This window comes from Staphylococcus sp. HMSC069D12 (assembly GCF_001810405.1).
GTDB lineage: Bacteria > Bacillota > Bacilli > Staphylococcales > Staphylococcaceae > Staphylococcus > Staphylococcus haemolyticus.
In genome coordinates, this window is record NZ_KV801132.1 from 116,792 (window position 1) to 137,846 (window position 21,055).

Below are 21,055 nucleotides of genomic sequence, written 5' to 3' on the forward strand. Positions count from 1 at the left end.
ATTAAAAGTTTTTCTCAACGTTAGTAGTGTAATTTTCGTTAGAATGATTTGCATCATTACCTACAGATGTGTTTCTGTAGTTTGCACTTCCTCTACGGTAGTGTCTATTTTGCCATTTGTCAGCAATCTCCATTGCAACATTTGACCATTGAACTACTTGAGAAATTTTATCTTCATTTTGAGAAATATTATGTGTAATTGAGTTTGTTACACGATCAACTGAACCATTTAAGTTTTGAACTGAATCACCGATGCCTTTAACACCGTCGACAACAGAGTTTAAACGTTCAACTTTTCCTTGAATATCTTCAGTTAAGCGATTAGCTTTGTGAAGTAAATCAGTTGTCTCACGAGTAATACCTTGAACTTGGCCTTCAACACCATCAAGTGTTTTAGCAACGTGATCTAAATTCTTTTTAACTGAAATTAAAACAACAACGATTCCAATACATAATACTAAGAATGCAATCGCAGCGATAATTCCAGCAATTGGTAAAATCCAATCCATTAAAAACGCCTCCTAATTACCATTTACTTTTAAATAAAAGCTATTAATTATAAATACCCAACATAATTATATATAAACATATTAAAATTCATTTGTCATGCCGACATGTTCTTCATATGCACGTTGTAACTTTTGAATGTCACCTGCACCCATGAATAAGATGACTGCATTATCAAATTGATCTAATACGTCAATATTATTTTCTTCGATAAGCGCAGATCCGTCAATACGATTTATCAAATCTAGAATCGTTAAATCGCCAGTATTTTCACGAATGGAACCAAATATTTCACATAAATAAACATGGTCCGCTTTACTTAATGATGTTGCAAATTCATCTAAGAAGGCTTGTGTTCTTGAGAAAGTATGTGGTTGGAAAACTGCCACAATATCTTTATTTGGATATTTTTTACGTGCTGTTTCAATTGTAGCACTAATTTCTCTTGGATGGTGAGCATAATCGTCTACTAATACTTGATTAGAAACATTTGTTTCATTAAAACGACGTTTTACACCACCAAATGTTTCTAATGCCTCTTTAATGTTGTTAACGTCCATCTTTTCTAGGTAACTAATTGCGATTACAGCTAATGCATTTTGGATATTATGATCACCGTACTGAGGTGATAAAAATTGATCATAATATTCACCATTAACATAAACATCAAATTGAGTGCCTTTATCCGTGATTTGAATGTTATCTGCGTAGATATCATCATTTTTATTTAATCCATAGTAATAAATTGGAACATCGGCTTTAAGTTGTCTTAGATGATCATCGTCACCCCAAGCAATAATTGCTTTTTTGACATTGTGCGCCATGCTTTGGAAAGCACTTGCTACATCATCAATATCTTTGAAGTAATCAGGATGATCAAAGTCAATATTTGTCATAATTGCATAATCTGGATGATAACTTAGGAAATGTCGACGATATTCACATGCTTCAAATGCAAAATAATCGCTCGCAGGTAATCCCATTCCAGTTCCATCACCAATCAAGAATGATGTTTTTTTATCACCATTCATAACATGTGATAATAAACCCGTTGTTGATGTTTTTCCGTGAGCACCAGTAACTGCAACAGATGTATATTGATCAATTACGTGACCTAAGAAGTCATGATAACGAATAACATCTAATTTTAAATCATGCGCTTTAACAATTTCTTCATGAGTATCTGGAAACGCATTACCTTGTATTACTACCATTCCTTTTTCAATATTATCTGCATTGAATGGTAGTATTTTAATTCCTTTATTTTTCAATGCTACTTCTGTAAATACATATTTTTCAATATCAGACCCTTGCACCTCATGACCAAGATCATGCATGATCTGTGCTAACGAACTCATTCCAGCGCCTTTAATACCAACAAAATGATAATGCGTCATATACATAAAACTCCTTTAAATTAATCTTTCTTTATGTCTGCTTCAGTAATAAATACATCTCTAGGTTTAGAACCATTAGCACCTGAAATATAATCTAATTGTTCAAGTTGATCTACAATTCGAGCTGCACGGTTATAACCAATTTGGAAATGTCTTTGAATTAATGAAGTAGATATATGTCCTTCTTTAACCATAAATTCACACACATCATCAAATAATTCATCTTGAGCTTGTGTTTGATTCTTTTTAAGTAATTCCTTCTCTTCGAATAAATAGTCAGGTTCTCTTTGATCTTTTATGAAATCAACTACATCATCAATCTCATCATCCGAAACAAAAGTACCTTGGACACGAATTGGTTTATTCATTCCGCTACCTAAATAAAGCATATCCCCATATCCTAACAAGCGTTCTGCACCGCCACTATCTAAAATCGTTCTTGAGTCAACGCTTGAAGATACCATAAATGCAATACGTGTAGGTATGTTAGCTTTTATTAAACCAGTGATGACATTCACAGAAGGTCGTTGTGTTGCAACTAACATGTGTATACCGCATGCACGAGCCTTTTGAGCTATTCGAGCAATTGATTGTTCTACTTCTTGAGGTGCCATCATCATTAAATCAGCTAACTCATCAATAACAATAACAATTTTTGGCATTCTTTGCTCATATGGTGCTTTTTTATTGAAGGCAGTAATATTTCTTACATGGAATTGCGCAAATAATTTGTAACGTTTTTCCATTTCATCTACTGCCCATTTTAAACTTTGTGTAGCTGCCTTTACATCAGTAATAACTGGTGAAACTAGATGTGGTAAATCGTTATATGGTGCAAGTTCTACCATCTTAGGGTCAATAAGTAATAATCTTAATTCTTCAGGATGATTTTTATAAAGTAATGACATTAAAATACTATTGATACACACAGATTTACCTGAACCAGTCGCCCCTGCAATTAATGCGTGAGGTGTTTTAGCTATGTCCATCAATAATGGTTCATTATTGATTCGATTACCCATTGCTACTGTTAATTTAGACTCGGCATTTTTAAATTTTGGACTCTCTAAAATAGATTTTAAATTGACTTTCGTAGGATTTAAATTCGGTACTTCAATACCAACTAAACTTGTTCCAGGAATTGGTGCTTCAATTCGAATATCTTTAGCAGCTAGAGCCATTTTAATATCATCTTGTAAAGCTGTAATTCTTGAAACTTTGACACCCTTTTCTACCGCCAATTCAAAACGAGTTACACTTGGTCCTTCTGTAACATTTTGAACTTCAGCAGGTACATTAAAATAATAAAAAGCGTCATTTAATTCTTGTTTTTTCTCTTCAATCCATGATTCATCTATTTCATGTTCTTCATGATCTTCTAATAAATCAAGGGTTGGTAACTTAATATTAGGTCCTCTTCTTATAGGAGCCTTATGATTAGCGTCATTTCCATCTTTATGATTCTTTTTTGAAGTATCATCGGAATAATCCTCTTTAGAAACAAACTCATTAATATCTTGTTTATTATCATTTTGATTATTTGAATTTTGAACTTTTCCAAATTGATTTCCTTTAGGTATATCATTGTTTTGACTATTATCAACATCTTGATGTTCATTTTCTCTTGTGTTTTCGTCATTTATAAAATTGTCTTTTTCAACTGAATGTTCGGAACTTTCATTGTATTCAAGAGATGCCAAATTAAAATCAGTTGATTCGTCAGAATTTAATTGTGACTCATTTAAATGATTGTCGAATTCTGCATTCATTTTCTCATCTTGTGCTTCTTTTTTTGTTTCAGGTTTTAATTCAGGCACATTAACTTTGTTTCTTGAAACTGAATTTTTTTTAGCATCCATTATACGCTTCTTATCAGAAGGTGTCATTACAACATTAAATGGTTTACTACCAGGCTTGATTGACATTTTTTGAGGTATTTTATTAGTTTTATTAGATGATGGTTCAGGTTTTTTATCTTCACTTAAACTATCTTTTTCAAGATGTTCTGAATCATCTATTGTATTAGACGTTAATAATACATCTTCGTTATTAAAAGACTCATTTTGTATATCTTCTGTTTGTGATAACTTTTGATTTTCTTTATTCGTATCTTGTGCCAATCTTTCATCATTTTCTTCGTCTTCATTAGTTGCGTATTCTATATCTGAAGAAACAGCATTTCGAACAGCATTATTGATATTATTTTCAGATGGATTTTGTTGATCTTCAGAGTTATTCACTTCATCATTAAATGATAAATCATTTGTTTTATCTTGCATAAGTGATTCTGATTCATTAATCTCTCTATAATTAGCATCGTCTATTTTTTCATCATTGTTTTCAGAAGTTGTTTTATTACTAATACCTTCATTTTCTCCATCATCCATGACTTGATCATGTAAATCATCATCATGAAGCATTTCTTCATGACTATTGGTGTCCTCTAAGTAGTCATCAAATTTTTCATTTGAATAACTTTCCACTTTATTATTGTTAATTTTTAATGATTGTTCTTCTAATACATCTTTAACTTGTACATCATCCTGACTAACTTGTTGGACGCTAGAAACTTGATTTAAATCAATTTCTTCATAATTGTAGGGTTCATGAGATTCATTTGAAACTTCCGTTTGATTATCAACATTACCACTATTAGTTTGTTCATCAGTTTGATTTTGAACTAGCCCATTGTGCTCATCTGCTAATGATTTGTTCTTACTATAATAACTATGCTTGCTTTCATCGATTTCATCTTCATTCGATTTATTGCTTACATTGTCACCTTGATTAAGTGAACTTTCACCAGTATATTGTTCTGCTTGCTTAGCATACATTTCATCGATTGCTCTTTGTATAATATCTTCTTCATCAGTTTGTTGTCGTTTATTTTGTAAGGCTTCTTTAAATTTACGCTTTTGTTGAACTTTACGCTCTCTTTCTTTTCTAATTTCCTCTACAATCTGAGATGCATAAATATTTTCAATATTCACCGTGTTATCACGTTTTGAATAATTTGGAGTACGCTCATTATTATTAGAGGTATTAGAACTTGATTCTATTGTTGATTCATTTTCATTGTTAATTGATGAATCAATTTGTGAGGAACGTTTAGTATCTTCCTTATTTGAATTGTCAGCTATACCATGATTACTTTCATGGGGAACATGTTCAACTGTGCTTGAACTATATTTTGTTGTAGACTCTTTTGAATCTTCATCATCTTTAACAGGTGGTATTACACCGTTTTCGATGGGTCTACGCTTTTTAGTTCCAAAAATAGCAGATGGTACTTCCGATGTTTTAAAACTTGAACGGTGATATGTAGGTTCAGAACTTAAATGATAGTTTGATTTAAATCTTTCTGATTGTAACTTAACTCTAGATTGGTGATTAGAATTAGGTTTTAAATAATTTGAAACATTGGTACTAGAGTACTTGCTTTGATGTTTGTTAAAGCGTTGTGTATCAGTATATTTATTTGATGACTTAGGACTTATTGATTTAATAGAAGGTATACCAGTATCATCTTGATTTATATGATTTCTTCTACGTCGTCTTCTTGAATCTTCTGAACTATCATACTTAGCATAATTATTAGATTGATTTGTATGACCATCGTAAACAAATGAATCATATAAACTATGGTCATTAGTAGAATGTGGTCTATAACTATCTATATCATCATTACTGTCACGATAAATTGCTTCTTCATAATTCTCGTCTTGACCCACATCGATAGGGAAACGAAACTTACCTCTTGGACGATCATATATATCGTTGTTTTCAGGAAGTAATGAATCATCTTTATTTTGAGTTAGATCGCCATTGCGACGTTTACTTTTGCGTCTGAGCAATTCTTCATCAGAATTCTCTTTATTACTAAATAAATCATCAAACCAACTCATATATTCACTTCCTTCCTATCTTAATCGAAAAATGCTTGACCAATTTCATAGTCATTACTTAATACCATTATACCTTTTTCTTGAGGTGCATTTGGTAAATTTAATTCTTTCATAGAACAAATCATTCCACTAGAAGCTACACCACGTAATTCAGCATCTTTAATAACCATACCACTTGGCATTACTGCTCCTACTTTTGCGACAACCACCTTTTGGCCTGCCTCAACATTTGGTGCACCACATACGATTTGTAAATGCTCATTACCAACATTTACTTTTAAAACACTTAATTTATCAGCATCTGGGTGTTTTTCTTTAGTTTCAACATATCCAACTACAAACTTAGGAGATAGATCTGCATTTAATTGATAGTCTAATCCTGATTTATTTATGGCTTTCTGAAGCGCATCCACTAGTTCAGAAGTTAATTTAATATGTCCGTTTCCACTTATTTTGTTATATCTTGAAAATTCAAATATATTGAAACCGACTATTGTTCCTTCTTTACTAATTTCAACAATATCGCCTTGTTTTTTAAATTCAAACGGTCCATCAGTAGGTTCTATCTGTAGAAAAGCTACATCCCCTACTCCTTCTTTATTGTAAAATAAATTCATTTGAAATCTCCTCTATATCAATTATTTTTTATTATTAAATCTTTTACGATTTGCTTCTAATCGTTGAATAACATTTGGATCTCGCTTTTGTTTATTATTTTTACCCAAAATGAATATAGGTTCAAAATGTCCTTTTTCATAACCAAATGATAATGATGTGATTGGAACTAATCCCTTAGTGAAGAATTCCATTGTCAAATGAGCCATTACATCATAACCAGTTTTATTACGTATATCAGCAATAATTAAGACATCTTGATGTGGAACAGCTACTAACATTTCACCTTCACACTGTTGATAGATATCTTCTAAAAATTTCGTATTCAAAATACGACTAGCATCGTACCCATCATTTGAATTTACAAAATAGAAAATGTTTCCTTTAACTTCATCTGTTTTATATTCATTTTTGAGTTTACGTATGTTGAATAATGACATTTCTTTAACTTGTTGTTCAGTTAAACCAAGTGACTCCAACATACTTTCATCAATTAGTCGGTAAGATTTACCTAAATCAAGTGCGTAATAAATATTGGTTTCAGCTGTATGCTTTTCAATGATAAAACGATGACCTTCTTTTGTTTTTTTATCAAAACTTGTAGCACGTATGACAGGCATAATCTGGATGTTAGTCATTTTTTCAATGCTTTCATCATCCATTTGAGCGATTGCTTCTTCAACATAATAAACAATTTCATCTATTATTTTTTCTTTTTGGACTTCATATTTAGCGACAATAGCGTTTAACTTGATTGTTACACCTTTATAATTGTCTTGTCTATATATACGTAATGTTTCCTCTTCACGATCAAATTTAAAATCAACATTTAGATGCGCTAAACGTTGTTTTAATTTATCTCTTATTTGAAAAACATTCATATTTAACACTCCTATATTCACACCTTATGCTATTTTACAATAAATTTGTAGTCAATTACAGAAAAAATAGGTTAGAGTTTAAATTCTACTATTTTTTAAATTACTTTTTAATTAAACATATTTACTCAAGAATTCATCAATTTGTTCAATAGATTTTCGTTCTTTTCCAATATAACTACCTAATAATTCATCATTTTTATACACTAAAAAGCTTGGGATACCCATAATATCATTTTCAATAGCTAAATCTATAAATTCATCTCTATCAACTGAAACAAAATTAAAATGTTTATACTTCTCTTCTAATCGAGGTAAATCAGGTTCAATAATACGACAGTCAGGGCACCAACCTGCTGTAAATTCAAATACTGTGTTTTCTTTCTTAAGTGAATTAAATTGAGATTCAGATTCTAATTTTATCATTTAATCTACTCCTTATCTTGGAATTGTAATTTGTTAATTTGTTCTATATTTAAATTTAATATAACTTGTTCAAGTAGCTGTCTTGCAGAATAGTAATCTCTAATATCAAAAACTGCATTCGTACTATGAATATATCTAGCACAAACACCAATTACTGCAGTTGGAATACCAATATTAGCTTTGTGTATTTCTCCACCATCTGTACCGCCTGGAGATATGTAGTATTGATATTTTATATGATTGTCTTCAGCTAACTTAATTAGATAATCTCTAAATTCTGGTTGTAGAATCATAGTGCCGTCTTTAATACGGATTAATGTTCCACCACCTAATTCACCTGATAATTGGTTTACACCTTTAATATCATTCGCAGGTGAACAATCTACGACCAAAGCAACGTCAGGCTGAATTAATTCAGCAGCTGGCTTAGCACCACGTAATCCTACTTCTTCTTGAACGTTAGCACCAACATATAAATCGACATCCAATTCTACATCACACAACAATTCTAGTATTTCAATTGCAATGACACAACCATATCGATTATCCCATGCTTTAGCACTATATCGATATTCAGATAACTGCGTCAATTCAGTATTTGGAACTATTGTATCTCCTATTTGAATACCTAATTCCCTTACTTCTTTATCAGAACTTGCACCTATATCTAACAATAAATCTTTTATTTCAGGTACTGCTTCATTTCCAGTTTTAAAGTGTTTAGGTATATTAGAAACAATCCCTACAATAATGTCTCCTTTTCTGTTTTTAACTTGAAGGCGTTGACCCTGCCATATATCATTTGCTACTCCTCCAAGATTGGTAAACTGTAACATACCATTTGTTGTTATATTTGTAATCATAAATCCAATCTCATCCATATGTGCAGCTATCATTATCCTCTTGGCGTTAGCTTTTTTAGATTTTTTGACTCCATAGAAACCACCCATGTGATTTACAATAAATTCATCAACATATGGTGCCATTTCTTTTTTCATATAATTTCGTACGTCTTCTTCAAAACCTGCCGCACCATGTAATTCAGTTAAAGCTTTAATTCGCTCTAAAGTTTTTTTCTTGTCCATCTTAACTAACACACTCCTTAAATGTATTATATCATTTTGAATATGGTACACTAATGATAAGAACTATTAATAGAGAGGTAAAGATTATGACACGTCAAACTTACAAATACATCTCAATTTCAGTTGCTTTACTTACAAGTGTTGCTACTATTATATTTATCTATTTTCTTAGAGAAAAGAATAAAATCCAAAATCCTAGTAATGTTCTGAAAGAAGCCAAATCTTACTTTATGAATGTTAAGGGCTCATTTATTCTTCATGAGCCGTATGTAGATGACAATTTATATCCAAACAAATTAATTTTTCAAGGTGGCATAACTCAAAGTAAGAATAATCAGCAAGTTGAATATATATTTTATGCGGATGCTAAATCGGGAGAAATCATTAATATTATAGAGTTATAATAAAGTAAATGGTAAGAGGAGTTGGAATTAAAATATGCCCACTCCTCTTACCATTTACTTTACATGTAATTTCTATTATTAAAGCAAGCCTAAATCCAACATTTCACTAGTCAATCATTAACGCTTAATTGACTGCTTGATTGTTTTGCCATCAAGTTCATACTGAGCCGCGAAGAATACATTATCATGATAATACAAGAACCAATAATCTTGATAAATGTAATAGGGAATTAATCTTTCTTTTTCTCGAATGGATTGCATTGGATAATCGTCATATGCCATAACCCATAATGGATTAATATGTGCATTCGTAGGCATAATATCAGACATATGGACAGCTCTCTCTCCTTCACTTTCAATCGTAATAATTGATTGTCCATAACTATGACCACCCACGTGCTTCATATGAATGCCTGGATAAACTTCAACCTTTTTATCAAAAAGTATTAATTTATTTTCATAAGTACCTCTATTGATTTCCCAATAAGTTGCCTTACTACGTATGTTAGGGCTTATAAATTCATGCCACTCGTCTTGTTGCACAAAATGAGTAGCTTTCGAAAAAATTGAGTTGCCGTCAACATCTGTTAGACCTGTGGCATGATCAAAATGCATATGGGACATAAGTACCATATCTATATCTTCAACATTTAAATTTAATTTTTCTAGTTCATCATGTATTTGACTTTCATACATGACACCATAATTTTTAAGTTGTTTATCAGTTAATTTATGATTACCAATTCCAGCATCAATCAAAATATTTTTATCCCCTGTTTGAATTAAAATTGGGTAAGTTAAATTTGGAACTTGGTTTTTCTCATTAACAGCATATCGTTTAGTCCATAATGGTTTAGGAACTACTCCAAATATGGCCCCACCATCCATTTGCGTCATACCACCATTTAAATAATTGATGTTAAATGCGCCTAATTTCATATTAAACACCTTCCATTTGTCTTTTTATCTATTAAGTGTTCAGATATCAATCTAAGTTACAATACAATATCCACTTTAAAAATAAATAAACAGGAGTGGTACATTATTCATAATGAATCATTGTACCACTCCTGTAGGGTGATTAGAACTGAGTATATTTTATTGTTGTTAATTTCATTATTCTATCACTAATTTAATATTTGTAATACATTATTTCAATAGTACTTATTATTGAAATTTTACTAACTAATGTTTAATAGATTTATGAAATTTCGCTTCCATACGATAAATTCTAGAACCTTTTTCAGAAAATTTCTTTTCATATTCTGTCAAAATATTATCTTCATCATCTTCGTCATGTAGATTTAGATTTAACTTCGTAAAGTACATCCCATATTGCGACATACTTTCTAAACTGAAAGCGAATAAACCTCTATTATCCGTTTTAAAATGAATTTCTCCATCTTCTTTTAAAATTTGTTGATATAAAGCTAAAAAAGTATGATATGTCAATCGACGTTTAGCATGCCTTTTTTTTGGCCAAGGATCTGAGAAATTTAAATAGATTCGAGAGACTTCACCATCATTAAAATACTCATTTAACTCTATAGCGTCATTACATATCATTTTTAAATTTGTCAGGTTTAGTTCCTTCACTTTATCCAACACTTTATACATTACACTTTTTTCACGTTCCATAGAAACAAAGTTTATTTCTGGGAATTTAGAAGCTAGTGTTGTTATAAATTGCCCCATACCAGATCCAATTTCTATATAAATCGGTTGCTCTTTATCAAACCACTCTGACATTTTTCCAGCATGCACCCCATCCATATCAACTAAATTAGGATGTTCTTTCAAATAATCTTCCGCCCATGGTTTATAGCGAACTCTCATACACGAAATCTCCCTTAGATAAATAAATTACTATTCATAACCTCATTTAAGAATTTCAACCAATTATTCATATCTTTAAATCTTTTCTGTTCTTCATACCACTGAACCATTCCGATTGATTGAATTACCGTATACCATTTCATACGCTTGTTTAATTCAATGCTCTCTTCTACACCGTATGTTTTAAACCAGTCTGACCAGTTTTTTTCGGGAACGTAGTTATAAAGCAGCATTCCAATATCAATTGCAGGATCAGCAATCATTGCACCTTCCCAATCTACTAAGAACAACTCATCCCGATCAGATAATAACCAATTATTATGATTCACATCTCCGTGTACAACAGTAAAAAAGCGAGAATCTAGGTTAGGTATGTGTTCTTCTAAATATGTTAATGATTTGCGAATAATATGATGTGTTAATACTTCTCTTGATAATGAAGCATTAATCTTTTTTAACATAATATTAGGTGTGATTGGTTCCATTTCCATTCGTTTAAGCATATTGAGTAAAGGTTTTGAACCATGAATCTTTTTTAATAATGCAGCAACTCGTGATTGATACATTTCATCAGGTTCTAGTTCTCTGCCATTTTTCCAATGTTGCGCTGTAACTACTTCACCTGTTTCAATACGTTTAGTCCAAACCAATTTAGGTACAATCCCCTCAGCTGAGAGCGCTGCTATAAATGGATTAGAATTACGCTTTAAAAATAGCTTTTGTCCATCTTGTTCAGCCATGTATGCTTCACCTGAAGCGCCACCTGCAGAATCAAGTGTCCACCCTAATTGATAAAACTGCTCCAACTCGTTCACCTCACTTTCAATTAGAAAATGGCTCGAGAAATATAGTTTTCAAGAGCCATATATTCTAATTTATTATAATCATTTGTTGGAAAAAAGATTATATATTTCAAAATAGTTATGTTTTTACATATAAGTCATAATTTTAAATGATATGTTATTGTCCCCTAACACTTATTTAAATAAATACGTCTCTTTTATCACTCAATGTTGATTTTATAATTTTTAGCCTTCTTTTTCAACTGAAAATGAGAAACAAAAAGATACATTTTACTAGTCGATACTAGCTAAAATTCGATTCAATCTTTAGGTTTCATTATAACACATTTTCATATCTTTAAACTGAGTATTTTTAATTTAATTCATTTAATTTATTCAAACTGAAAAATAAAAAAGAACGTACTATAATTCTATCTTTTAAGAATTAGTACGCTCTTCAATTTAATTATTTTAATGAATTAACTACTTCTAGATTCAATATATTTATTAAAGCCTTCTTGTAATTGACGAGTAACAGGACCTACCTTACCGTCACCAACTTGTTCACCATCAATCTTAACAACTGGTGTCACTTCAGCAGATGTACTAGAAACAATGACTTCATCAGCATTTTTTAAGAATTCAACAGTAAATGTTTCTTCTTTAAAAGGAATATCTTCATCTTCAGAAATCCATTTAATAACCTTACGAGTAATGCCATTTAAAATGTAATTATTAACAGGATGCGTATAAATGGCACCATCTTTAATCGCATATACATTACTAGAAGCGCCTTCTGTAACAGTTTCCCCTCTATGTTGAATTGCTTCACCAGCATTGTATTTAACCGCATATTCCTTTGCAAGTACATTTCCTAGAAGGTTTAAACTTTTAATATCACAACGTAACCATCTAATATCTTCAACAGTAGCTGCATTAATACCATTTTTTAAATCATCATATGGACGATCATAACTTTTAGCAAATGCCATAATAACCGGCTTTACTTCTGGAGTTGGGAACGAGTGATTTCTTGGTGCTACACCACGCGTAGCTTGAATATAGATACCACCATTTTGAATATTATTTACTTTTAATAATTCTCTAACTACATTTATTAATTCTTCGACAGTATAGCCTAAATCTAATTGAATTTCACTTGCACTTCTAATAAATCGTTCAAAGTGTTCTGTTACTGTAAATAATTTCCCATCATATGCTCTAATATATTCATAAATCCCATCACCAAATAAATAACCACGGTCTTCATAAGATACTTTAGCTTCATTTTGGTCGATAAATTCGCCGTTAATAAAAACTTTTGTCATAGATTATCCCTCCACACATAGCGAATAAATTGCTTCTAAATAGATACTTGTCGCGTTGAACAATTGCTTTTTAGTTATATACTCATTCTTTTGATGCATTAAATCCTCTGAATCTTCAAACATAGCCCCAAACGCTACACCTTTATCAAGATTTCTAGCATATGTTCCTCCACCTATTGTATATGGTTCAGACATATCACCAGTTTGATTTCTATAAGCTTTAACTAATTTTTGTACAAATGGATCATTTTTGTCTACAAAATGAGGTTGTTGAACTTTTCCTAATTCAAGGTCAAATCCATATGCTTTAATTTCTTTTGTAAATCGTTGTATTGCTTCTTCAAACTCAAATTTTTGAGGATAGCGTAAGTTTATGCCAAAACGTCCACCTTGTTTATTGTCGTAAGAAATTATACCAACATTTGTTGTTACATCACCCATGACGTCTGTATGGAATTTCATACCCATTTTCTCACCAAAGTGTGATTCATGAAGATAACGATTACTAAAGTCTACAAACTCTCTTGCCGTTTGATTTAAATTTAATGTTGATAAGAAATCTAATAAATATAAACCGGCATTAACTCCTAATGAAGGGTCCATACCATGAACAGCTTTACCTTCTAGCGTTAAAACTAACTCACCACTATCAACAACACTCTCACCCTGTAATTTATTTTGGTCTAAGTAGTGTTCAAAATATTGTACAACGTCTGTCATATTTTCTTTTACAAATACTCTAGCTTGTGCATGATCTGGCACCATATTATAACGTTGTCCAGATTCAAACGATATTAATTCATAATCTGGTTCATCTTGGTCTTCAGAAGTGCTATTTTGGACTAAATCGAAAGTTGTTATACCTTTTTCACCATGAATAGCTGGAAATTCTGCATCCGGTGCAAATCCTAATGTAGGCATTTCTTCAGTTTGGAAATATCTTTCAGTACATCTCCAATCGGATTCTTCATCCGTACCTATAATGATATGAATGCGTTTCTTCCAATCAACTTTCATATCATTTAAAATTTTAACTGCATAATAAGCAGCTATTGTAGGACCTTTATCATCTAACGTACCTCTAGCAATAATTGCATCATCAGTTACAACTGGGTTAAATGGGTCTGAATCCCAACCATCTCCGGCGGGTACAACGTCAACGTGGCATAAAACGCCTAATACATCGTCACCCTTGCCCGCTTCAATTCTGCCTGCAATGTGATCTACATCATGGGTAGAAAAACCATCTCTTTGTGCAATTTCGTACATATAATCGAGTGCTTGTCGTGGTCCAGGACCAACTGGAGTTTCATCAGATGCTTTTGAATCGTCTCTGACACTCTCAATTGAAAGTAGACCTTTCAAATCATCGATAATTTGACCTTCATATTCTTGAACTTTTTCTTTCCACATTCGAGATCAACTTCCTTTTCAATAGATATACATTTTATTTTACATAACTATGGAGATAAATTACAGTAAGATGTCAGAATATTTATAGATTTTATAAAAAATATTATTAACTATATTAAATTTATACATTTGACCCCCTTATATGGAGTTATATTTAACAAGATTGTACGTTAGCATGTTTAGTAATAATTATAGTTACTTGTTTTCAAATGTATCTTCTTATTAAATAAAAAAGAACCTAATACATTTTTCAATGTTCAGGTTCAAAAACATCTTAGATAAAATCAAGATTAATCTTTATCTTCTAATGCATTATTATTTTTCTTTAAGTCTTCTTCAGTGACAACTCTTAAATTGTTATTAACAGTTGCGCCACCTTCATCATCAAATTTACCTTCTTCTAATGAATCTTCTTTATTAGCATCTAAATTAGTAAATTTTGATTTTTCTTCTTCTAAAAATGATTTTGGATCATTTTTTAAACGATTAGCATAGTCTTGAGGATTATTTTTAACTTCTTGAATTGTTTCATTAGCTTTAGAACTTAATTGACTTGCTAAGCCTCTTGCGCTTTCTTTGTATCCCTCTGGATCTTCTTTATATTTATTATATTGTTCTTTTAATTTATCTCTACTTTCTTTTCGAGATAATACTACTGCTGCAGCTGCAGCGCCAACACCAGCAATTATTCTAAATAAACCTGTAGTTTTAGCCATATTAAACACCTTCTCCTTTGTTAATGCTGTAAAAGTTTTAATTCTTTATCTGAAAGTAACTTATACTCTCCAGATTTGAGATTTTCATCTAACGCCAACTTAGCGATTTTAAGACGTTTTAATTCTAATACCTCATTTTCAATGGCGTGAAACATCCTTTTAACTTGATGATATTTACCTTCATAAATTGTAACCTGTGATGTAGTTTCATTTATTCTAGTTAATTGTGCTGGTTTGACTGGACCGTCAGAAAGGATGATGCCTTTCTTAAATGCGTCAATATCAGCTTTAGTAACGGGATTTTGCGATGTCACTTCATATGTCTTAGAAACATGTTTAGAGGGACTCATTAAATTATGACTAAATTGACCATCATTTGTAATGAGTAGTAAACCTTCAGTATCCTTGTCTAGCCTTCCAACTGGAAAGATATTTAGATGTTGGTATTCCGGAATTAAATCAATTACTGTTCGATTTGATTCATCGTGTGTGGCTGAAATATAACCTTTTGGCTTATTTAGCATAATATAAACATTGTTAACGAACTCAACTTGCTTTTCATTTACACAAACCATATCTTCTGTGGGGTTAATATAAGATTTAGGTGACTTCTCGACTGAAGTATTAACTGTGACCTTTCCTTTTTTTAAAAGTTGTTTAACTTCAGTACGCGTTCCAACACCCATGTTTGCTAAAAATTTATCTAATCTCATCTTAGGAACCCAACTTTACGACGAATCTTACCAGGTAAATCCCCTAAAAACTCATCAGCTAATCTGTTCTTGATTGTGATTGTTCCATAAATCAGTCCACCAACTATAACACCTATAATTAGTATTATAAATGCACCAGATTTTCGATCTACAGAAATAAATAAGCTTAGTAAGAAGTAGACTACTTCAACACTTATCATCATGATTAAACTATAAATGAAAATTTTAGCAACTTGAACCAATGTATCTGTAAAGTGGAACTTGGCATAAACTTTTAAAATCATTAAGTTTGCAACATTGGCAACCGTTAATGCGATTGCAGTACTTAAAACAGCTCCTGATGTATGGAATATCATAATTAAAGGAATATTTAAGATTAATTTAACAAATACTGAGCCTAAAATTACAAAAACTGTTAATTTTTGTTTATTTATTCCTTGTAACATTGAGGCAGTAACACTCAATAGAGAAATTAATATTGCAACAGGCGCATAATAAAATAATATTTTATTACCATCTGGATTGTATTGATAAAATACTGTATATAACGGTGAAGACAATGCCATTATACCTAGACTTGCCGGAACCGTTATATACATCAATACACCAATTGAAGTTTTAATTTGGCGATGCATTTCATTTAAGCGACCCTCTGCAAAAGTTTTGGTAATAAATGGTATTAAACTAACAGCAAATCCAGCAGCTAAAGATGTTGGGATCATAACAATTTTATTTGTTGTAAAGTTTAAAATTGTAAAGAAATAGTCCTTATTCGTATGAAACCCTGCTGCATCTAGTGCATTATTATGTGTAAATTGATCCACTAAATTAAATAAAGGAAAATTCAAACTCACAATAACAAATGGAATACTATATGAAATAATTTCCTTATACATTTTTGTGTATGGCACGTCCAAACAGGTATGATCAGAAGCTACCATTTTTTGAATATGAGGTTTACGTCTACGCCAGTAATACCAAAGCGTTAACAAACCAGCAATTGCACCTATAGCAGCTGCAAATGTTGCTATACCATTTGCTTGTAGATAAGAACCATGAAAAACATTTAATACTAAAAAACTACCTATAAGAATAAAAACTATTCTAGCAATTTGTTCTGTTACTTCTGAAACAGCTGTAGGACCCATAGATTCATAACCTTGAAATACTCCACGCCAAGTAGCAAGTAATGGTATAAACATAACTACCATACTAATAACTCGGATAATCCATGTGATATCATCGATTGTCCAACCGCCTTTGCCTTCTTTGCGTCCTAACGTTAAAGCAGCAATGTCTGGTGCTAAGAAGAATAATATTAAAAATCCAATTATTCCAGAAATGGACATCACTATAAAACTCGATTTATACAATTTTTGTCCGACTTTATACGCACCTAAGGCATTATATTTAGCTACAAATTTTGAAGCAGCTAACGGTATGCCTGCGGTTGCTACAGCAATTGCAATATTATATGGAACATAAGCATAGTTGAATGGTGCTAACTTTTCTTCCGCATTTGCACCCATAATGGCATAAAAAGGAATTACAAAAAGTACACCTAAAATTTTAGTAATAAGAATACTTAATGTAATAAGAAAGGTACCTCTTACCATTTCCTTATTTTCACTCATATTTAATCTTCCTGCCTTTTTAATAATCAAATTATTTAATTTAAAACCTGTAATTTTTAAGGGCTTGCATTACTATAAAATATATCACAAAATACTAATTGTTTACTAATTACTTTAATAGTTTTACTAAATTTAAGTTTAAACGCATAATAAATCAAGATATATAATTAATTAATGATGAACCAATCTTAAATTATAACTAAATTTATTGAGAATTCAAACGTATTTTAATTTATAATAAGAGAACTATGATTAACAAATGGAGGTTACTCTATGTATCAAACGATTATTATAGGTGGTGGACCTAGTGGGCTTATGGCAGCGGTTGCTGCATCAGAACAAAGTCAAAATGTACTCTTATTAGAGAAGAAAAAAGGTCTGGGTAGAAAACTTAAAATTTCAGGTGGTGGTAGATGCAATGTTACAAATCGTTTACCTTACGCAGAAATAATAAAAAATATCCCTGGTAATGGAAAATTTTTATATAGCCCCTTTTCAGTATTTGATAATGAATCGATAATCAACTTCTTTGAATCCAGAGGCGTCAAATTAAAAGAAGAAGACCATGGCCGTATGTTCCCTGTCACAAATAAATCTCAAGATGTAGTTGATACACTTGTAAATACCATAAAACAAAATAAAGTTGACATAAAAGAGGAAACTATCGTCAATGATATTAACGTAGAAGATAACGGGACTTTTAACGTTATAACTGATAAAGGTATTTTTTTAAGTAAAAGTGTCATTATTGCAACTGGTGGAACTAGTGTCCCTCAAACAGGTTCAACGGGTGATGGCTATAAGTTTGCTAAAAAATTAGGACATAGTATCACTGAACTCTTCCCTACTGAAGTCCCTATAACTTCAGCAGAGTCCTTTATTAAATCTAAAGAACTTAAAGGTTTAAGCCTAAAAGACATAGAATTATCTGTTCTTAAGAAAAATGGTAAAAAAAGAATAAGTCATAAAATGGATATGATATTCACTCACTTTGGTATAAGTGGTCCTGCAGCGCTAAGATGTAGTCAATTTGTTTATAAAGAACAAAAAAACCAAAAGAAAAAAGAGATTAAAATGCAATTAGATGTGTTTCCAGAATTTAAAAATCATCTACTAGAAGAGAAGATAACATCCATCTTAAGTGAAGAACCTGACAAATATATAAAAAATAGTTTGAGAGGGTTAATAGAAGAAAGGTATCTTCTATTTATGCTAAAACAAGCTCAAATTGATGAAAATACTACTTTTCATCATTTATCAAATCAGCAACTTAAACAATTAGTTGAATGCTTTAAAGCGTTTACTTTTGAAGTTAATGGGACACTACCAATTGATAAAGCGTTTGTAACTGGTGGTGGTGTAAGTTTAAAAGAAATTTTGCCTAAAAAAATGATGTCTAAAATTCAACCAGGACTATTTTTATGTGGTGAAGTCTTAGATATTCACGGTTATACTGGAGGATATAATATCACAAGTGCTTTAGTTACCGGCCATGTAGCGGGAAATGAAGCAGCCATATTTCAAATAGAATAAAAAGAACTTCCTTCAAACATATTGGTATTCAAAATGTTTGAAGGAAGTTCTATTAATCTTTAATTTGATTGTCAAAAATAGTGCAATTCAATCTTATTTAGCATTTTTTCTTCGTTTTGATATTAATAGCAAGAATAATCCACTTATTAAGGATAGTTGAGTTAATGGTACGACGTTAGATGTCATATTCACACCTGTATTAGGCAATTGTGAGCTTCCATTAAACTTAGTTACTTCTAATTTATAATTTACTTTTTCTTTTTTATTTTTAGATTCTTCTTTTTGTATTTCATTCACTTTTTCAGTACTTTTTACAATATTAAATTTAATATTATTAAGTTTAACCTCTTTTTCTTCAACAATTTGCTTTAATAGAGTATCATGTTTAGCTTTAGCTATAGTATTTGTTTCTGAAATTAACTTACTATATTTATCATCAATATTATTTACTTCACTATTACTTTTTGCTTTTTTGATTGCTGCGTAAGCTTTATTTATAATTTGATCAATCTTATGTTTCGCAGTCGATTTTTCTTCATCAGTTGCAAATTGATTTGAATCAATTTTTGCTTTTTGTTTTGTTGCAATATCCATAAGATGTTTGATCGCTTTTTCTTTCGCAATAACTGTAGTTTGAACATTTTTAATTTTCAATTCACCTTTATTTAAAGACTCGTCGACTTCGTTATTGTTTAAAGATTTATCAATATTTTCTTTCGCAATTTTAACTGCTTCATCAACTTTCGCTTTTGCCTCTGCTTTCTCCTCATCTGTCGCATTTGGTGTTTGATCAATTTCTGCTTTCTTCGCTTGTGCTACATTATCAATTGCTGTTTTTGCTTCATCTTTTTTAACAACTGTCGGTTGGACGTGATTGATTGCTTCTATTCCATTTGTTTTTGCGTTATCTACGCTAGCGTTATTTGTCGCTTGGTCTATTGACGCTTTCGCATTATTTGCTGCTTCATCGACCTTAGCTTTTGCCGCTACTTTTTCTTCTTCTGTCGCATTTGGTGTTTGATCAATTTCCGCTTTCTTAGCTTCAGTGGCCTTGTCTATCGCTGCTTTCGCTTCATCTTTTTTAACAACCGTCGGTTGGACGTGATTGATTTCTTCTATTCCATTTGTTTTTGCGTTATCTACGCTAGCGTTATTTGTCGCTTGGTCTATTGACGCTTTCGCATTATTTGCTGCTTCATCAACTTTCGCTTTCGCTGCTGCTTTTTCTTCTTCTGTCGCATTTGGTGTTTGATCGATTTCCGCTTTCTTCGCTTGTGCTACATTATCAATCGCTGTTTTTGCTTCGTCTTTCTTAACAACCGTTGGTTGGACGTGATTAATTGCTTCTACGCCATTTGTTTTTGCGTTATCAACATCACCATTATTTGTTGCTTGGTCTATTGCTTTCTTCGCTTCTGTTACTGCTTCATCGACCTTAGCTTTTGCCGCTACTTTTTCTTCTTCTGTCGCATTTGGTGTTTGATCGATTTCCGCTTTCTTCGCTTGTGCTGCATTATCAATCGCTGTTTTCGCTTCATCTTTTTTAACAACCGTCGGTTGGACGTGATTGATTTCTTCTATTCCATTTGTTTTTGCGTTATCTACGCTAGCGTTATTTGTCGCTTGGTCTATTGACGCTTTCGCATTATTTGCTGCTTCATCAACTTTCGCTTTCGCTGCTGCTTTTTCTTCTTCTGTCGCATTTGGTGTTTGATCGATTTCCGCTTTCTTCGCTTGTGCTGCATTATCAATCGCTGTTTTCGCTTCATCTTTTTTAACAACCGTCGGTTGGACGTGATTGATTTCTTCTATTCCATTTGTTTTTGCAGTATCTACATCATTGTTATTTCTCGCTTGGTCTATTGACGCTTTCGCATTATTTGC

At 31.6% G+C, this 21,055-nt stretch carries 18 protein-coding genes; 2 read left to right on the forward strand and 16 right to left on the reverse strand.

What is annotated here, in order from left to right:
- Position 1 precedes the first annotated feature (1 nt).
- The 7 genes from HMPREF2737_RS10685 to HMPREF2737_RS10715 form a co-directional block, all read right to left on the reverse strand.
- A complete protein-coding gene (locus HMPREF2737_RS10685) occupies positions 2-508 on the reverse strand; it encodes a DUF948 domain-containing protein (RefSeq protein ID WP_011275484.1) in 507 nt (168 codons plus the stop codon).
- A gap of 81 nt (positions 509-589) precedes the next feature.
- The gene (gene murC / locus HMPREF2737_RS10690) at positions 590-1,903 is read right to left on the reverse strand and encodes a UDP-N-acetylmuramate--L-alanine ligase (protein ID WP_037551066.1); all 1,314 of its coding nucleotides are present in this window, start codon (positions 1,901-1,903) and stop codon (positions 590-592) included.
- 20 nt (positions 1,904-1,923) lie between these two features.
- Positions 1,924-5,808, reverse strand: coding sequence for a DNA translocase FtsK (locus tag HMPREF2737_RS10695; protein WP_037551067.1), 3,885 nt, complete (start codon positions 5,806-5,808; stop codon positions 1,924-1,926).
- A 20-nt stretch (positions 5,809-5,828) separates the two neighbouring features.
- A complete protein-coding gene (ytpR, locus tag HMPREF2737_RS10700; protein WP_037551069.1) occupies positions 5,829-6,425 on the reverse strand; it encodes a YtpR family tRNA-binding protein in 597 nt (198 codons plus the stop codon).
- Between the two features lie 21 nt (positions 6,426-6,446).
- Positions 6,447-7,304 carry a DUF1444 domain-containing protein gene (locus HMPREF2737_RS10705; RefSeq protein WP_037551071.1) on the reverse strand — a complete coding sequence of 286 codons (858 nt, stop codon included), beginning with the start codon at positions 7,302-7,304 and terminating at the stop codon, positions 6,447-6,449.
- Between the two features lie 111 nt (positions 7,305-7,415).
- Positions 7,416-7,727, reverse strand: coding sequence for a thioredoxin family protein (locus HMPREF2737_RS10710; protein WP_037551073.1), 312 nt, complete (start codon positions 7,725-7,727; stop codon positions 7,416-7,418).
- A 5-nt stretch (positions 7,728-7,732) separates the two neighbouring features.
- Complete coding sequence (locus HMPREF2737_RS10715) at positions 7,733-8,812, reverse strand: M42 family metallopeptidase (protein ID WP_037551075.1); 1,080 nt, start codon at positions 8,810-8,812, stop codon at positions 7,733-7,735.
- An 86-nt stretch (positions 8,813-8,898) separates the two neighbouring features.
- Between HMPREF2737_RS10715 and HMPREF2737_RS10720 the strand changes: the two genes are divergently transcribed.
- Positions 8,899-9,216, forward strand: coding sequence for a membrane protein (locus HMPREF2737_RS10720; RefSeq protein ID WP_037551077.1), 318 nt, complete (start codon positions 8,899-8,901; stop codon positions 9,214-9,216).
- Positions 9,217-9,333: 117 nt separating this feature from the next.
- Here HMPREF2737_RS10720 and HMPREF2737_RS10725 read toward each other — a convergent pair whose 3' ends face one another.
- The 8 genes from HMPREF2737_RS10725 to HMPREF2737_RS10760 form a co-directional block, all read right to left on the reverse strand.
- Entirely contained in the window at positions 9,334-10,155 is an 822-nt protein-coding gene (locus HMPREF2737_RS10725; protein ID WP_037551079.1) for a YtnP family quorum-quenching lactonase, read from the reverse strand.
- A gap of 246 nt (positions 10,156-10,401) precedes the next feature.
- Complete coding sequence (gene trmB, locus HMPREF2737_RS10730) at positions 10,402-11,052, reverse strand: tRNA (guanosine(46)-N7)-methyltransferase TrmB (RefSeq protein WP_037551081.1); 651 nt, start codon at positions 11,050-11,052, stop codon at positions 10,402-10,404.
- A 14-nt stretch (positions 11,053-11,066) separates the two neighbouring features.
- Positions 11,067-11,858: a phosphotransferase family protein gene (locus HMPREF2737_RS10735; RefSeq protein ID WP_037536899.1), complete on the reverse strand. Its 792-nt coding sequence runs from the start codon at positions 11,856-11,858 to the stop codon at positions 11,067-11,069.
- A gap of 455 nt (positions 11,859-12,313) precedes the next feature.
- Positions 12,314-13,162: a D-amino-acid transaminase gene (gene dat / locus HMPREF2737_RS10740; protein ID WP_053025157.1), complete on the reverse strand. Its 849-nt coding sequence runs from the start codon at positions 13,160-13,162 to the stop codon at positions 12,314-12,316.
- A 3-nt stretch (positions 13,163-13,165) separates the two neighbouring features.
- Positions 13,166-14,575 (reverse strand): Cys-Gly-3M3SH dipeptidase, encoded by a 1,410-nt coding sequence (gene pepV, locus HMPREF2737_RS10745; RefSeq protein WP_037551085.1) that lies wholly within the window; start codon positions 14,573-14,575, stop codon positions 13,166-13,168.
- A 290-nt stretch (positions 14,576-14,865) separates the two neighbouring features.
- Positions 14,866-15,291, reverse strand: a complete 426-nt coding sequence (locus HMPREF2737_RS10750) for a YtxH domain-containing protein (RefSeq protein ID WP_037551086.1) — start codon at positions 15,289-15,291, stop codon at positions 14,866-14,868.
- 20 nt (positions 15,292-15,311) lie between these two features.
- Positions 15,312-16,004, reverse strand: a complete 693-nt coding sequence (locus tag HMPREF2737_RS10755; RefSeq protein WP_037551088.1) for a pseudouridine synthase — start codon at positions 16,002-16,004, stop codon at positions 15,312-15,314.
- The gene (locus HMPREF2737_RS10760) at positions 16,001-17,638 is read right to left on the reverse strand and encodes a putative polysaccharide biosynthesis protein (RefSeq protein WP_037551090.1); all 1,638 of its coding nucleotides are present in this window, start codon (positions 17,636-17,638) and stop codon (positions 16,001-16,003) included. The genes HMPREF2737_RS10755 and HMPREF2737_RS10760 overlap by 4 nt, the downstream gene beginning before the upstream one ends.
- Before the next feature lie 273 nt (positions 17,639-17,911).
- On the opposite strand from HMPREF2737_RS10760, the gene HMPREF2737_RS10765 reads away from it, so the two are divergent.
- A complete protein-coding gene (locus HMPREF2737_RS10765; RefSeq protein WP_037551092.1) occupies positions 17,912-19,171 on the forward strand; it encodes a BaiN/RdsA family NAD(P)/FAD-dependent oxidoreductase in 1,260 nt (419 codons plus the stop codon).
- A gap of 93 nt (positions 19,172-19,264) precedes the next feature.
- Here HMPREF2737_RS10765 and HMPREF2737_RS11935 read toward each other — a convergent pair.
- The coding region (locus HMPREF2737_RS11935; RefSeq protein WP_256277649.1) for a DUF1542 domain-containing protein at positions 19,265-21,055 on the reverse strand (1,791 nt) is incomplete at its 5' end.